Raw genomic sequence first — 15206 nt, forward strand, 5'->3', positions numbered from 1 at the left:
GAGGGCGGCCGCTCGCAGGCACGCGCCACCGCACCGCTTTTATGAGTAATCGTCGCTACGACTTCATTTATTTAAAAACCGCCGCGACGACAGCAGCCTCAAATAACGGCTCTCGCCGGCGTCAGATCGCTTCCCGGTACGCTTCGAGGGTCCGCTCGACGTCCTCCTCGGTGTGCGCGTAGGAGGTGAACTGGCACTCGAACTGGTTCGCGGTGAGGAACACCCCCCGGTCTTTCATCTCCTGCCAGAACACGCGCTCCCAGCGGTCCGTCGCGGCCGCGGCGACGTCGGCGCCCGTCTTCGGACAGCTGTCGTAGCGGGCGCAGTCGGGGTCCTGCCGGCAGCCGCCCGGACAGCAGGCGTCGACGTCGTCGGGCGCCTCGCGGGTGAAGATCGTCTTGAACATCGAGTCGGTGCCGACGACGGTGTACTCGGGCGCGCGCTCGGCGCAGATCTCGGCGATCCCCTCGCGGAGCTGCCGGCCGAGGCGGTTGACGTGCTCGTACACGTCGTTCTCGGCCGCGTACTCCAGCCCGGCCTTCCCGGCGGCCATCGTCACCGGGTGCCCGGAGAAGGTACCGGACTGGAACACCTCGCCCGCGGGGGTGAACCCCTCGATGATATCCGCCCGCCCGCCGATCGCGCCGACCGGGAAGCCGCCGCCGATGATCTTGCCGAACGTCGTCACGTCGGGGGTGACGCCGAACTTCGACTGCGCGCAGCCGAGGCCGCCGACCCGGAACCCGGTGATCACCTCGTCGAAGACGAGGAGCGAGCCGTGGTCGTCACAGAGGTCCCGCAGGGTCTCGTGGTATCCCTCTATCGGCATGACGATCCCCTTGTTGGCGAGGATCGGCTCGACGAGGACCGCCGCGATCTCGTCGCCGTGCTCCGCGAACACCTCCTTCGCGGCCGCCTCGTCGTTGAACGGGATCGGCAGGGTGTGTTCGGCGAACTCCTCGGGGATCCCCTTCGTCGAGGGATGGGCGTCCCCCGGCGACCCCTCGACGAGCGTCGACTCCTGCGCGCCGTGATAGCCGCCCCGCATCACGACGATCTTGTCGCGATCGGTGTGGCCCCGCGCCAGCCGCACCGCCGAGACGGTCGCCTCCGTGCCGGAGTTGACGAACCGGATCGACTCCACGCTCGGGACGTGGCGGGCGACGAACTCGGCGTGTTCGACCTCGATCTCCGTCGGCGCGCCGTACATCGGCCCCTCCGCGACGTGCGACTGGACCGCGGCCTCGACCGGGTCGGGCAGGTCGTGGCCGTAGAGGAGCGGGCCGTACCCCATCACCCAGTCGACGTACCGGTTGCCGTCGGCGTCGATCACGTGGCCGCCGTCGCCGCGCTCGACGAAGAACGGGTGCGGCATCGTCGCCCGGACCGAGGAGTTGACCCCGCCCGGCGTCACCGACAGCGCGCGGTCGTACAGCCCGCGCGAGCGCTCGTGGTTCATACGCATCGGTTCGAACGCCCCGTGGAAAGACCTTGTTGAGTCGGCCGTCGCGGCCTACATCCCGTCGTCTCGCAGCATGATCGCGCCGCTGACGAACATGAGGAGCGCGAGCGTCACCATTCCGAGGTCCCACGACATCGCCGCGGTCATCGCCGCGTCACCGCCCGCCATCCCCGTGCCGTCCGTACCCGTCATTCCGCCGTCCATCGCGCTAGCGCCCATCGCGCCATCGCCCATCGCACCGGTCAGCAGGGCCGTCTGATTGGCGAGCATGACGACGGCGTACGCGACCATCAGTCCCCCGCTCGCCCGTCCGGAGAGGAAGTCGACCGAGGCGAGCAGCGCGCCGCCGTGCGCGACGACGACGAGGCCGAGGCCCAGCATGAGCCACGCGCTCGCGGTCATCCGCGCCGCGCCCGCGGCGCTCGCGAGAGAGTAACCGCCCGAGGCGAACGCGATCGCCGCGCCGTACAGCCGCGTCTCGGTCGTCATGCTTCACGTCGCGGCGCAGAAAACAAAAGGGTTCGTCGGAAGTGCGGTGCCGCTACGGAGCCGGTGTCGGCGCGCCGCCTACACCGCCTCCGGTCCGGTCGCGCCCGTGCGGACCTGGAGCGCGTCCTCGACGGGCATGATGAACACCTTGCCGTCGCCGGGCTCGCCGGTCTCGGCGGCGTCGGCGATCGCCTCCGCGACCTCGTCGGCCGGGATGTCGGCGACGACGACGTCGACCTTCACCTTCTGGTGGAGGTCGACGGTGAACTCCTCGCCGCGCCACTGGCCCTTCTTCGCGGGCTGGCTGCCGCGGCCGGAGACGTTCGTCACCGTCAGCGAGGGCGCGTTGATCTCCGCGAGCGACTGCTTGATCGCCCCGAGCTTGTCGGGGCGGACCACCGCGGTGACCATCTTGATCTGCGTGCCCGCCTCCGCGCCGCCGTCGGCGCGGGGGGACTCGCTGTCGGACTCGGTCGTGTCGACCACCGACGGACCGCCGTCGGTCGCGACGCGGTCGCCGCCGAACTCGGGGTAGGTCTCGACGCCGTGTTCGGAGATGTCGAGGCCCTCCTGCTCGTGTTCCGCGGTGACGCGCGCCTCGCCGCTCACCTTGAGGACGTACCAGACGGCGGCGGTCGCGGTGAGCGTCCAGCCGCCGATGATGACGACGCCGGTCAGCTGGGCGACGAAGTGGGCACCGATGCCCGCGCTGAGCTCGCCCGGCGCGGCGACGAAGGGGAAGAGGAGCGTGCCGAGGACGCCGGCGCTCCCGTGGACCGGGAACACCGCGCAGACGTCGTCGATCTTGAGCGTGTCCGAGACGAACTCGAAGACGAGCGGGAGCTGTCCGCCGGCGAGGAGGCCGACGACCAGCGCGCCCCACCACGCCGTGGTGTCGGGAATGGCGGTGATGCCGACGAGCCCCGCGAGCAGCCCGTTTGCGACGTAGAGCGTGTCGACCTTCCCGGTGCGGAGCCACACGACGGTCGCGGCGCCGATCCCGCCGGCCGCCATCGCGATCGTCGTCCCCATCGCGACGAGGTTGAGCGTCAGCGTGTTGAACACGCCGCCGCTGACGACGGAGGCCGTGCCGACGTTGAAGCCGTACCAGCCGAACGCGAGGACGAGCGTCCCCAGCACGGCGAACGTCAGCGAGTGGCCGGGGATGACGTTCGTCGAGCCGTCCTCCGCGTAGCGGTCCATCCGCGGGCCGAGGACCGCGGCGGCCGTGAGGCCAGCGATCCCGCCCATGCCGTGGACGATCATGCCGCCCGCGAAGTCGTGGAACGCGGTTCCGGTCAGCTGCGCGACGAGCCCGTCGCCCGAGGCCGACCAGGTGAACGCGATGACCATCGGGTAGATCACCGCGGCGAGGAGGAACGTGTACGTGACGTACGCGCGGAGCTTCGCGCGACCGGCGACCGCGCCGGAGACGATCGTCGCGGCGGTCATCGCGAACACCGCGCCGTAGAGCCAGTTGACGTACGGGCCGATGACGCCCTCCTCGACGGCCAGTTCACCGCCGGAGAACAGCGAGCCCGCCGCGGAGGCGATCCCCGGCGACCCGTTCACGAGGCTCGTGAACGCCGTGCCGATCAGGAAGAACACCGTCACGCCGACGCTCCACGTCAGGAGGTTCTTCGTCAGCTGGTTGGCGACGTTCTTCGACCGCACCTGCCCGGCCTCGAGCATCGCGAAGCCGGCGTGCATGAAGAAGATGAGGAACGTCACGACGAGGATCCACGTCCCGTTCATCGCGGACGCGAACGTGCTCGGATCGATCGTGGCGAGAACGTTCGCCGTCACGACTCAACCACCTCTACTGAACGACTGTCCGGTTCACGCTTCGTTTCGCTCGTGTTCATGTGCTGAATCACGTTTCGACTCCCGGGAACGGCTACACATAAACGTTAGAGTTGAGTTTCACAAAAAAGAGGGTTGATAATACGGCGGTCGTCCGATATAAGGAGATGTCTATGGAATATAAGGGCGTTTCCTCGGTGATTTCGCGGCAATCGTTGCGCTCGAAGCGGACGGACGTTGTGTAATATTTCTATCTATTCCGCCCCGATCCGCCGTCGAGGGCCGCTCTGTGCCCGTACGCGGCCGGTTCTGGCGAGTATTGCCACGCCGCTGTCTCGCGATTCGCCGTCGTACGGGCCCTCATCCGCGAATTCGAACGGCTAGAGGCCTCTCAATGAAAATTGACGTTCGTCAACCGGATCTCGAATTCGACGGCCGATTCGACCGATCGGTGGCGGTTCGACGTGATCGCCGAGCGGCTGACAGCGTCGAAACCTCGCTTACTCCGGCTTCAGTCCCTCGTTCTGGACGCGCATCACGGCCTCGCCGTCGGCCAGGTTCGGCGCGTCGACGAGGCGGACGATCCGCTTGTCGCCCTTCGACTTCCGGAGGTAGATCCGGAAGGTGGAGGCGTGGCCGAGGATGTTGCCGCCGATCGCCTGGGTCGGGTCGCCGAAGTAGGAGTCCGGGTTCGACGCGACCTGGTTGGTGACGAGGATGGCGGTGTTGTACAGGTCGCCGAGCCGCATCAGGTCGTGGAGGTGTTTGTTGAGCTTCTGCTGCCGCTCGGCGAGCTCGCCCCGACCGACGTACTCCGCGCGGAAGTGCGCGGTGAGCGAGTCGACGCAGACGATCCGGATCGGCCACTCCGTCTCCTCGTGTTCGCCCGCCAGCTCCTTCGCCTTCTCGGCGAGGAGGATCTGGTGGTTGGAGTTGAACGCCTTCGCGACGTGGATCTGGTCTAAGAACGCGTCGACCAGGTCCTCCAGCGCCTCCTCGTCGCTCGGGGTGCCCTCAATCTCGCGGCGCTCCATCTCGTCGGCGAGGATCTCGTCGTCGAGCCCGCGGACCATGTCGTCGATCCGCTCCGGCCGAAACGTGTCCTCGGAGTCGACGAAGATGCAGCCGCCCTCAAGCCCGCCGTTCTCCTTCGAGAGCTGGACGTTGACGGCCATCTGGTGGGTGACCTGCGACTTCCCGGAGCCGAACTCGCCGTACACTTCCGTGATCGACTGGGTCTCGATGCCGCCGCCGAGCAGGTCGTCGACCTCGTCGATCTGCCAGGAGAGCTTGCCGATCTCCTGGCGGCGTTCGAGTACGGTCGCGCCCGTCTCGAAGCCGCCGACGTCGGCGGCCTCGCGGGCGGCGTTGATGATGTCGCTGGCGGACGACTCGCCGATGTCGGCGGTGTTGGACATCTCGCCGGGGCTCGCGACCGCGATCGACTGGTAGCTCTCGAATCCGTTGTCAACGAGCTTGTCCGCGGTCGCCGGGCCGACGCCGGGGAGGTCCTCGAGTTCGTCTTCAGGCATGTACACGACCCTTGTTCGCCATCGGGTATAAAGACTGGTTTACACCCTAGTGAAAGTGAAATGCGCGCGGCGGCGTCGCTCGGTCGTGGCTCGTCATCTCTCGTAACGCCTCGCCGGAATTGCCCGTCGGACCGGGCGGTGAAACTGGTCCGGCGGTCCGGAAAACTCCGGATTTCAGTCCCTCAGAAGCCGACGCGGCGGACGTAGTCGAGGTCGCGGATCTCCACGAGCAGGTCGCCGGACAGGTCGGCGTCGGTGATCACGTAGAGCTTCGGGTCGTCGGTGAACTCCGGGTCCTCGCTCAGCACCTGCCGGATCGAGACGCCGCGGTCGGCGAGGATGGAGGTGACCTCGGCGACGATCCCGGCCTCGTCGGCGGCCGCGACCTCGATTGTGAGCACCGTGAGGTCCAAGACCGGCGCGAGGTCCATCAGGCTCGGGACCGACGAGATGTTGGTGAAGATGCGCTTCAGCTCGGGGTCGGCCAGGATCGCGTCCGTCGTCGAGTCCACGACGCGGCGGTCGACGTCGAGCTCGCGCGCGATGCCGGTGTACGGGATCTCGATTCCGCCGGAGACGACCCGCCCCTCCTCGTTGACGGAGAAGCCGCGCTCCAAGAACAGTCGAATGACGGCCTGCTGGCTGGGTGACCCCTCGAACTTCTCGAGGATCTCGTCGAACATTCGTTACTAGGGGTGGTGTCGGCGCGGCGTGATAAATCAGGGTGCGTCGCGGCCGCCGACGCGCGGGCGGTCCCGCCCCGCGATCAACCTGACAGGCCCGCGTACGCCCCGCCGAGCACGGCCCCGTACGCGAGGTGACCGACCGCGCTCATGGCGCTGACGTTGGGCAGCGGCGGGTTCGCCGGCGAGCCGACCGCGGAGAGCCAGATCGGCATCACGATCACCGCGAGCGCGACCCAGACAGCGATTCCGTAGACCGCGCCGGCGCCGACCGACCGCCCGACGCTCCCGCCGAGCGAGGGTGCGAGCCCGACGAGCGCGGCGAACCCGACGCCGAGGACGGCGCCGTGGGCCATGTGGATCACCCACCCCGTGAACGGCGCCGCCGGCGGTGCGAGCCCGTACATCGACGGGATCACCACCTCCAACAGCGGGGCGCGGATCATGTACGTCATCAGCAGTCCGAAGACGGCGCTGCCGGCGAGGCCGCCGGCCACGCCCGCCTTCCAGTTCCCGGATTCGGTCGATACCACGTCCGTCGTCGCCGTTTCGGTCGCCATGTCGTTCGGTCGACGGCGTCAGAAGCGGTAAAATATGCCGGAATAATGCGGTCGCGACGCACTCGCCCGGTAGTTATATATGATTCCTGAAACGAAATTCAGAGATCCGACCGGAGAACCCCCTCGGCGCCGGACCACTTCCGCTCCGGCACCCGACTCCTTTTGGCCGGTGGCGCCGAACCCCACCCCGTGTCAGAGTCGCCGCACCTGCGGTTCTTCCCGTACGAGGAACCCTACCCGAACCAGCGCGAGGCGATGGACAGGGTCGCCAACGCGCTGGACCGCGGGCAGGACGTGCTGTTCGAGGGCGCGCCCGGGACGGGGAAGACCCTCTCCGCGCTCGTTCCCGCGCTCGAACACGCCCGCGAGCACGACCGCACGGTCGTCATCACGACCAACGTCCACCAGCAGATGCGGCAGTTCGTCGAGGACGCCCGCGCGATCACCCGCGAGGAGCCCATTCGCGCGGTCGTATTTAAAGGAAAGTCGTCGATGTGCCACATCGACGTCGACTACCAAGAGTGTCAGACCCTCCGGGACACCACCCGCGAGATGGTGGAGACGGAGAGCGAGGTGCGCGAGCTGGAGTCGCGCCAGCGCGAGCTGCTGGCCGAGAGCCGCGAGGGCGACGCGGGCGCCGCGGAGGCTCGCGAGGCGATCATGGAGGAGCTCGACGAGCTGGAGGCCGAAGTCGACGAGTACGAGACCGCCAACGTCTGCGAACACTACCGCAACAACCTCACCCGCGACACCGACGAGTTCTTCTCGTGGCTCTTCGATGACGTCCGGACCCCCGACGACGTGTACGAGTACGCCGACGAGCGCGAGCTGTGCGGCTACGAGCTGTTAAAGGAGGGGATGGAGGGGGTCGACCTCGTCGTCTGTAACTACCACCACCTGCTCGACCCGAACATCCGCGAGCAGTTCTTCCGCTGGATCGACCGCGACCCGAGCGAGATAATCACCGTCTTCGACGAGGCGCACAACATCGAGGACGCCGCCCGCGACCACGCCACGCGGACGCTGACCGAGAACACCTTAGACGCCGCGCTCGACGAGCTGGCCGACAGCGACGACTCCCGCGCGGAACCCGCCGAGAACGTCCTCCGCGCCTTCCGCGAGGCCCTCGTCGAGACGTACGAGGACGCGCTCGGGTTCGGCGGGGTCGACGAGAGCTGGGAGGACGTTTCGATCGCCAACGACGACCGTCGCGACGACCTCACGCTGGCGTTCCTCCGCAATTACGAGGGCCGGGGGATAGACACCGAGGCCGAGCTCGCCGTGCAGCTCGGACAGGCGATAGACGAGGAGTACGAGCGCCGCTACCGCGACGGGGAGGCGACGACTCGGTCGGAGTCGCAGACGCTCGCGGCCGCCCGGTTCGTCGCGACGTGGATGGACGAGGGGGTCGAGTTCGGCCAGTACCCGGTGGTCTCCGTCCGGCGCGACGCGGGCACCGACGAGGTGTACGGGCGGGCGGAGCTGTACACCTGTATCCCGCGGAACGTCACCAGCGAGCTGTTCGACGAGGTGGCCGCCTCCGTCCTGATGAGCGCGACGCTGCGCCCGTTCGACGTGACCGAGGACGTGCTGGGGCTGGAAGACGTCGCGTCGATGGCCTACGAGATGGGCTACCCCGAGGCGAACCGCCGGACGTTCGCCGCCGACGTGCCGCCGCTCTTCGCCTCCGACCGAAACGACCCGGAGACGCAGGCGGCGGTGTCGTCGCTGCTCCGCGACGCGATCCGGTTCACGCCCGGCAACACGCTCGCCTTTTTCCCCTCGTACGCCGAGGCCGAACGGTACCACGAGCGGCTCACGGACGGCTCCCCTGAGACCGCCGCCGCCGACCTCGGCCCGATCCACCTCGACGGTCCGGGCGTCGACGAGGAGGCGCTCCGCAGCGAGTTCGTCGAGAGCGACGGCGCCGCGCTGTTCACCTCACTGTGGGGGACGCTCGGGGAGGGGGTGAGCTTCGACGGCGACGACGCCCGCACGGTCGTCGTGGTCGGCGTCCCGTACCCGCACCTCTCGGACCGCACCGAGGCGGTTCAGGACGCCTACGACCGCGCCTTCGCGGACCGCGACCGCTCCCGCGACCCGGGGTGGACCTACGCCGTCGAGATCCCGACGATCCGCAAGACGCGGCAGGCGCTCGGCCGGGTGATCCGCGGCCCCGACGACTTCGGCGTCCGGATCCTCGCCGACCGCCGCTACACGACCGCCGACATGGGGAAGTACTCGGTCCGCTCCGCCTTCCCGCCCGAGGAGCGCGAGGAACTGCTCGACGTCGACCCCGAGAAGCTGAAGTTCGCGATGCTGAACTTCTATCAGGATCACGACGCGTACGACGGGCCGCCGCCGTCGCCGTGAGGCGGTCGCGCGCGGCGGGCGTCTCTGCCGATCACCCCGGCATCGACGCGAGCAGGATCGAGGCCACGAGCAGGAGCCCGCTGAGCAGCGTCGTGACCACGGCGTGGATCAGCGTCATCACGACCACCGCCCGCCGCGGCTGTTCGTAGCTCCACCGGAACATCGTCCCGTCGACGAGGAGCGCGGCGAGGAGAATGAGCGCCCCGGAGAGTTCGAACGCGTTCCCGACGACGCTTATCACCGCGGGCAGCGGGCCGATGTAAAGGGCGCGTCGCGGGTCGACGTCGCCGAGGACGTTCCGGGCCGCGATGTGCGCGGTGACGGAGAGGAACAGCGCCAGCAGGACGGTCGTCCCGAGCACGGAGACCGGCGTCACCGTCTGTAAGAGCATGGTCGGGCTACGGGACGAGGGGTAAAAGTGGCCGCGGAACGGGTCGGCGCCGTCGCATCCGCGTCGCGGGCGCGGCGCTCCCCCGTCCGCCGCCGGCCGCTTCGGTCCGCGTCGTCACTCCAGCAGTCCGAGGCCGTTCAGCTCCTCGACGATCACGTCGACGGCGGCCGCGGCGTCGTCGGGGGTCGTCCCGCCGGTGACGACCACCTTGCCGCTCCCGAACAGCAGCGCGACGACCTCCGGCTCGTCGAGGCGGTAGACGAGGCCGGGGAACTGCTCCGGCTCGTACTCGATGTGTTCCAAGCCGAGGCCGATCGCGATGGCGTTCAGGTTCAGGCTCTCGCCGAGGTCGGCCGAGGTGACGATGTTCTGGACCGTGACCTCCGGGTCCTCGATCGGGATCTGGAGCGCCCGGAGCTCCTCGAAGACGATGTCGAGGCTCTCGTGGACCGCCTCGATCGAGTTCGCGCCGGTGCAGACGATCTTCCCGGAGCGGAAGATCAGGGCGGCCGACTTCGGGTCCGTGGTGCGGTAGACGAGCCCGGGGAACTGCTCGGGGTCGTAGTCGGCCCCCTCGAGGTCCATCGCGACGCTCTGGAGATCGAGCTCCTGTCCGATCCCCGTGGAAGCGACGACGTTCTCTACGGTGATCGTCTCCTTCGGGTCGGCCGTCATTACCTCCACTCTCGCCCGAACGCCGTAAAAAGGTGGCTGGTCGGAACCGCCACGCTATTGGCGCCGCCGCGCGGAGCAGGCGGCGTGTACTGGCTCGAACTCGCCGGCGAGACCGACGCGTTCGCGGCCCGCGAGGCCGCGACCGCCGCGGCCGGCGTCGACCTCCTCGCGCCGGGGATCGCGCGGGCCGGCGGGATCGACCGCGTCCGCGTCCGCCGGCTCGCGTACACCCGCGCCGCCCACGAGGCGGTCGCGCGGACCGACGCCGACGTCGACGCCGCGGCCGCCGCGCTCCGGGCCGCGTCGCTCGACCGATCCGGGAGCGTCGCGGTCCGCGCCCGGAACGTCCGGGGCACGTCCGAGGTCTCCACCGAGGCGGCCGAGCGCGCGCTCGGCGGCGTCCTCGTCGACCGCGGGTTCGATGTCGACCTCGACGACCCCGACCACGTCCTCCGCGCGCTCTTTTCGGCCGGCCCGCGCGCCGAACACGACGCGGTGGCCGGCGCCGACGGCGGCGACGCGGACTGCTGCGCGCTCGGCTGGGTCGCGGCCGAGGCGGCCCGCGACTTCGCCCCGAACCCCACCGACCGCCCCTTCTTCCAGCCGGGGAGCATGGCCCCCGCGGACGCCCGCGCCTACGCCAACCTCGCGGGCGCCGCACCCGGGCGGACCCTGCTCGATCCGATGTGCGGCACCGGCGGGCTCCCGCTGGAGGCCGGGCTCGTGGGCGCCGACGCCGTCGCCTGCGACGCGCAGGCGAAGATGGTCCGCGGCGCGCGAGAGAACTTCCGCGAGTACCTCGGTACTCCCGACACTGACGGATTCCCGGAGTGGCACGTCGCGCGCGGCGACGCGACCGCGCTGCCCCTCTCTGACGACGCCGTCGACGGCGTCGCGTTCGACGCCCCGTACGGTCGGCAGTCGAAGATCGCGCGCCACGAGCTCGCCGATCTCGTCGCGGGCGCGCTCGACGAGGCCGCTCGGGTCGCGCCCCGCGCGGTGCTGGTCGCCGACCGCGACTGGCGCGCCCCCGCCCGCGACGCCGGGTGGACCGTCGACGCGGCGTTCGAGCGCCGCGTCCACCGGTCGCTGACGCGTCACGTGCTTGTGTTGCGTCGCGGCGACGCGGCGGGGAGCGGAGGGGTCGCGGCCGGTCTCTCGGCGGACCGAGAGTGAACGACCGATCGGCGGAATCGCTTCCCTTCGGGGCTCGCGCGACAAGTTTCAGTTTCGCTCCGGCGCCGGGCAACGGTTAAGTGCGCGGCCTCTCGTGGTACTCGCATGACCGGGGACGCCGGGGACATGCTCTCGTGGGACGAGTCCGTGTTCCGCGACGAGTCGGTGTTCGAGATCGACCACGTCCCCGAGACGTTCCGCCACCGGGAGAGCCAGCTGGAGAACCTCAAGTACGCGCTCCGCCCCGCCGTCCGCGGCTCCCGCCCGCTCAACACGATGGTCCGCGGGCCGCCGGGGACGGGGAAGACCACCGCGGTCCAGAAGCTGTTCGGCGAGCTCGGCGCCCGGACCGAGGTGCGGACGGTGCGCGTCAACTGCCAGGTCGACTCCACGCGCTACGCGGTGTTCTCCCGGCTGTTCGAGGGCATCTTCGAGTACGAACCCCCCTCCTCCGGCATCTCCTTCAAGAAGCTGTTCGGGCAGATCACCGACCGGCTCGTCGAGGAGGACGAGGTCCTGGTGGTCGCCCTCGACGACGTGAACTACCTCTTCTACGAGAACGAGGCGTCAGACACGCTGTACTCCCTCCTGCGCGCCCACGAGGCCCACTCCGGCGCGAAGATCGGCGTCATCGTCGTCTCCTCGGACCTCGGTCTCGACGTGATCGACGACCTCGACACTCGGGTCCAGTCCGTCTTCCGCCCCGAGGAGGTGTACTTCCCCGTCTACGACGCGACCGAGATCTACGACATCCTCGCCGAGCGCGCCAAGCGCGGCTTCCACGAGGGGGTCATCGGCGACGCCGAGTTAGAGCGGGTCGCGGACCTCACCGCCGACAGCGGGGACCTCCGGGTCGGGATCGACCTGCTGCGCCGCGCCGGGCTCAACGCCGAGATGCGCGCGTCGAAGACGATCTCCGAGGAGGACGTCGAAGACGCCTACGACAAGTCGAAGCACGTCCACCTCTCGCGGTCGCTCCGCGGGCTCTCGGAGTCCGAGCGCGACCTCGTCCGCGTCCTCGCCGAACACGACGGCGAGCGCGCCGGCGCGGTGTACGACGCCTTCAACGACGAGACCGACCTCGGCTACACCCGCTATTCGGAGATCATCAACAAGCTCGACCAGCTCGGCGTCATCGACGCGGAGTACGCCGACGTCGACGGCCGCGGCCGCTCGCGGGAGCTCTCGCTCGCGTACGACGCCGAGGCGGTGCTGGACCGGCTGGAGTGACGGCGAAGTCGGCCGCTTGCTCTGTTGAATATCATTTTTAAATATATTTTGTTCGTAACCGCCGGTCACTGAAGAGTGCTTCTCGATCGGTAGCGGAAGTACGTGTATCGATACAGTTGGTCAGTCGTTTATAAATCGGATCACGGTGTCGGTATCGGTTGTTTATAAGCGTAGGGCGGTGCTACGGTGGACACTCTCAAAGCCCCAGCCGTAAGGACGGCGCACGCTCGCTGCGCTCCTCAGTCGCTCGCGATGCTCGCTCCCTGCGGTGCTTGCGTCGCCTGCGCCGTCCTCACGACTGCCCCTTTGAGTCCCACCCAGCCGCAACCGCACAGCACCTCACGCCTCCCCAACCTCGTCAGTCGCCTCCGCTTCGCTCCGGCGACTGACTCCCTCGCGGGCTGGCTCGCGGCCGCCGGTGGCGGCCGCTCGCAGGCGCGCCACCGCATCGCGGTGTTCTTTTATAAGCGATCGTCGCCATCGCTCATCGCCTTTTAAATATGCTCCTGCTACCGCCGATCTGCGATACTCACTCCCGAAATCGCTCGTCGCTACGTCTGTACTGAGCGATTGAACACATAAAGTATCAACCGCTAACGATTTCAACAGGACCGACCGCTTTCAGCCCCGACGCCTTTTCAACGCCCCCGAACGCAGTCGACGCCATGAAGACGAGCGGCGGGAGCGACGCGATGAAGCGACGCGCCGGCGAGTCGGCGGCCGAGAGGGTGACCGACGGCGACGTGGTCGGCCTCGGAACGGGGTCGACGGCGGCCCACGCGATCCGACGGCTCGGCGACCGGGTCGACGCGGGCCTCGACATTCGGGGCGTTCCCACCTCCTTCGCGAGCCGCGAACTCGCGGGCGAGGAGGAGATTCCCTGCCTCGACCTCCCGGAGGCGGTCGGTCCGAAGGGACCTGGGATCGACGTCGCCATCGACGGGGCGGACCAGGTGGCGACGGGAACCGGGGAGGGGGCCGACGCCGGAGGCGAGGCGGACGGCGACGACCCCGTCCCCGGCGGCGCGCTAATAAAGGGCGGCGGCGCGGCGCACGCCCGCGAGAAGCTCGTCGACGCCGCGGCCGACCACTTTCTCGTCGTCGCCGACCCTTCGAAGGAGTCGCCGCGGCTGGACCGATCGGTCCCGGTCGAGGTGCTCCCCGCGGGGCGGACCGCGGTCGCCGCGGCGGTCCGGGAGGCGGGCGGCGAGCCGACGCTGCGGTGCGCGGAGCGGAAGGACGGCCCCGTGGTGACCGATAACGGGAACCTCGTGGCCGACTGCGCGTTCGGCGAGATCGCCGATCCGGCCGCCCTGTCCGCGACGCTGTCGTCGACTCCGGGCGTCGTCGAACACGGCCTCTTCGTCGGGTTCGCGGACGAGGTCCACGTCGGGACGGAGTCGGGCGTCCGGGTCGACGAGCTCTGAAACCGGCGAATCACGGCGCCACGGCCGACAGCGCGGCCGCTCGTCACGTAGCGTTCAAATAAAATGGAACGGAAACGAGTTCCGTCTTAGAGGTCGCGCGGCTGGACCGTCTTCCGGTCGTTGGCCTCGGCGCGGCGCGCGGCGTCTTCGAGCAGCTCGTCCACTTCGTCGTCCAGCGCGTCGTAGAAGTCCGAAGCGACGTTCTTGTCGTCCAGGGCTTCCTTGACGGCCGCTTTGACAATGAGGTCTGCCATGCGATCGGTCCTTCCCGGTGATGGTTAATAAGAGTTCCTGAATTCGCCCGCGAGGGGCGCCGTGAAGCCGGTTCGCGGGGGGCTGCGAACACAGTCACTTATAAATCTTGTGAGATTCTCGTCTCCGTTCCGGCTCGAACGCGCTCCGAACCCCTCTCGACACCGCCTCGGACTCGCCTCGACCGGGCCGGATCCCCGTCGCGTGACGCTCGCGAGTGCGTTTCGACCCCTGATCGCTTCGCGCGCGGCGCTCTCCCGCGGCGAACCGACAGGTTCGACCGGCTCCCCCGCCGACGGTCCGGCATGCGAGAGACGCTTGCGGCGCTCGAAGCGGGCGAGATCGGCGTCGAGGAGGCGGAGTCGCGGCTCGCGGGCTACGCGACCACGGACGCGGGGCGGTTCGACGCCGCCCGCGAGCGGCGGCGCGGGATCCCCGAGGCGATCCTCGCGGAGGGGAAGACGCCCGCGGAGGTCGCCGCGCTGGCAACGACGGCGGTCGAAACGACGGGGCGGGCGCTGGTGACGCGCGCGGACGAGGCGACGGCGGCGGCGGTCGCGTCGGCTGTCGGCGACGGCGACCCGGGCGCGACGGTCGACCGCGACGACCGGACCGGGACCGTCGTCGCGCACGCCGCCGACTTCGAGCCCCCGTCGCTCGACGCCGCGGTCGCGGTCGTGGCCGCCGGGACCGCGGACGCGCCCGTCGCCGGCGAGGCGGCGGTCGTCGCCCGCGAGGTCGGGGCCGCGGTCGACCGGGTCGACGACGTCGGCGTCGCCAACCTCGACCGAATCTTAGACCAGGTCGACCGGATCCGCGAGGCCGACGTCGTCGTCGTCGCGGCCGGCCGCGAGGGCGCCCTGCCGACCGTCGTCGCCGGCCTCGTCGACGCCCCCGTGATCGCGCTTCCCGTCTCGACCGGCTACGGCGTCGGCGGCGAGGGGATCGCGGCGCTTTCGGGCGCGCTCCAGTCGTGTTCCGTGCTCACGACCGTCAACGTCGACGCCGGCTTCGTCGCCGGCGCGCAGGCCGGCCTGATCGCCCGCGCGGTCGACGCGGCGCGGGCCGAGTGAGCGGTCCCGTCCGCACCGGCCGACCGCCGACGCGACCGCCGCGATCACCCCTCGCGGACTCCCGCGAGTCTCGGCGCGTT

At 69.4% G+C, this 15206-nt stretch carries 14 protein-coding genes; 5 read left to right on the forward strand and 9 right to left on the reverse strand.

What is annotated here, in order from left to right:
• Positions 1 to 121: 121 nt before the first annotated feature.
• The 6 genes from hemL to CPZ01_RS08510 form a co-directional block, all read right to left on the reverse strand.
• Entirely contained in the window at positions 122 to 1459 is a 1338-nt protein-coding gene (gene hemL / locus CPZ01_RS08485; RefSeq protein WP_096394317.1) for a glutamate-1-semialdehyde 2,1-aminomutase, read from the reverse strand.
• A gap of 54 nt (positions 1460 to 1513) precedes the next feature.
• Entirely contained in the window at positions 1514 to 1951 is a 438-nt protein-coding gene (locus CPZ01_RS08490; RefSeq protein WP_096394318.1) for a hypothetical protein, read from the reverse strand.
• Positions 1952 to 2029: 78 nt separating this feature from the next.
• Positions 2030 to 3757 carry an ammonium transporter gene (locus CPZ01_RS08495; RefSeq protein WP_172863945.1) on the reverse strand — a complete coding sequence of 576 codons (1728 nt, stop codon included), beginning with the start codon at positions 3755 to 3757 and terminating at the stop codon, positions 2030 to 2032.
• 497 nt (positions 3758 to 4254) lie between these two features.
• The gene (gene radA, locus CPZ01_RS08500; protein WP_096394319.1) at positions 4255 to 5286 is read right to left on the reverse strand and encodes a DNA repair and recombination protein RadA; all 1032 of its coding nucleotides are present in this window, start codon (positions 5284 to 5286) and stop codon (positions 4255 to 4257) included.
• 182 nt (positions 5287 to 5468) lie between these two features.
• Entirely contained in the window at positions 5469 to 5969 is a 501-nt protein-coding gene (locus CPZ01_RS08505) for an ACT domain-containing protein (RefSeq protein ID WP_096394320.1), read from the reverse strand.
• Positions 5970 to 6052: 83 nt separating this feature from the next.
• Positions 6053 to 6529, reverse strand: a complete 477-nt coding sequence (locus CPZ01_RS08510) for a histidine kinase (protein WP_096394321.1) — start codon at positions 6527 to 6529, stop codon at positions 6053 to 6055.
• Between the two features lie 189 nt (positions 6530 to 6718).
• Here CPZ01_RS08510 and CPZ01_RS08515 point away from each other — a divergent pair, with 189 nt between their 5' ends.
• A complete protein-coding gene (locus CPZ01_RS08515; protein WP_096394322.1) occupies positions 6719 to 8902 on the forward strand; it encodes an ATP-dependent DNA helicase in 2184 nt (727 codons plus the stop codon).
• Positions 8903 to 8933: 31 nt separating this feature from the next.
• Here CPZ01_RS08515 and CPZ01_RS08520 read toward each other — a convergent pair whose 3' ends face one another.
• Together CPZ01_RS08520 and CPZ01_RS08525 are read right to left on the reverse strand one after the other, a co-directional pair.
• The gene (locus CPZ01_RS08520; RefSeq protein WP_096394323.1) at positions 8934 to 9293 is read right to left on the reverse strand and encodes a DUF7473 family protein; all 360 of its coding nucleotides are present in this window, start codon (positions 9291 to 9293) and stop codon (positions 8934 to 8936) included.
• Between the two features lie 114 nt (positions 9294 to 9407).
• Positions 9408 to 9968 carry a TATA-box-binding protein gene (locus CPZ01_RS08525; RefSeq protein WP_096394324.1) on the reverse strand — a complete coding sequence of 187 codons (561 nt, stop codon included), beginning with the start codon at positions 9966 to 9968 and terminating at the stop codon, positions 9408 to 9410.
• A gap of 84 nt (positions 9969 to 10052) precedes the next feature.
• On the opposite strand from CPZ01_RS08525, the gene CPZ01_RS08530 reads away from it, so the two are divergent.
• From CPZ01_RS08530 to rpiA, 3 genes are all read left to right on the forward strand, one after another.
• Positions 10053 to 11144 (forward strand): THUMP domain-containing protein, encoded by a 1092-nt coding sequence (locus tag CPZ01_RS08530; RefSeq protein ID WP_096394325.1) that lies wholly within the window; start codon positions 10053 to 10055, stop codon positions 11142 to 11144.
• Between the two features lie 105 nt (positions 11145 to 11249).
• The gene (locus CPZ01_RS08535) at positions 11250 to 12374 is read left to right on the forward strand and encodes an ORC1-type DNA replication protein (protein WP_096394326.1); all 1125 of its coding nucleotides are present in this window, start codon (positions 11250 to 11252) and stop codon (positions 12372 to 12374) included.
• Between the two features lie 665 nt (positions 12375 to 13039).
• On the forward strand, positions 13040 to 13801 hold the full coding sequence (gene rpiA, locus CPZ01_RS08540) for a ribose-5-phosphate isomerase RpiA (protein WP_096394327.1): 762 nt from the start codon (positions 13040 to 13042) through the stop codon (positions 13799 to 13801).
• Positions 13802 to 13887: 86 nt separating this feature from the next.
• Here the strand turns inward: rpiA and CPZ01_RS08545 are convergent, their stop codons facing one another.
• A complete protein-coding gene (locus CPZ01_RS08545; protein WP_004047560.1) occupies positions 13888 to 14055 on the reverse strand; it encodes a DUF1931 family protein in 168 nt (55 codons plus the stop codon).
• Positions 14056 to 14358: 303 nt separating this feature from the next.
• Between CPZ01_RS08545 and larB the strand changes: the two genes are divergently transcribed.
• The gene (larB, locus tag CPZ01_RS08550; protein ID WP_096394328.1) at positions 14359 to 15126 is read left to right on the forward strand and encodes a nickel pincer cofactor biosynthesis protein LarB; all 768 of its coding nucleotides are present in this window, start codon (positions 14359 to 14361) and stop codon (positions 15124 to 15126) included.
• Positions 15127 to 15206 lie beyond the last annotated feature (80 nt).

This window comes from Halorubrum trapanicum (assembly GCF_002355655.1).
GTDB lineage: Archaea > Halobacteriota > Halobacteria > Halobacteriales > Haloferacaceae > Halorubrum > Halorubrum trapanicum_A.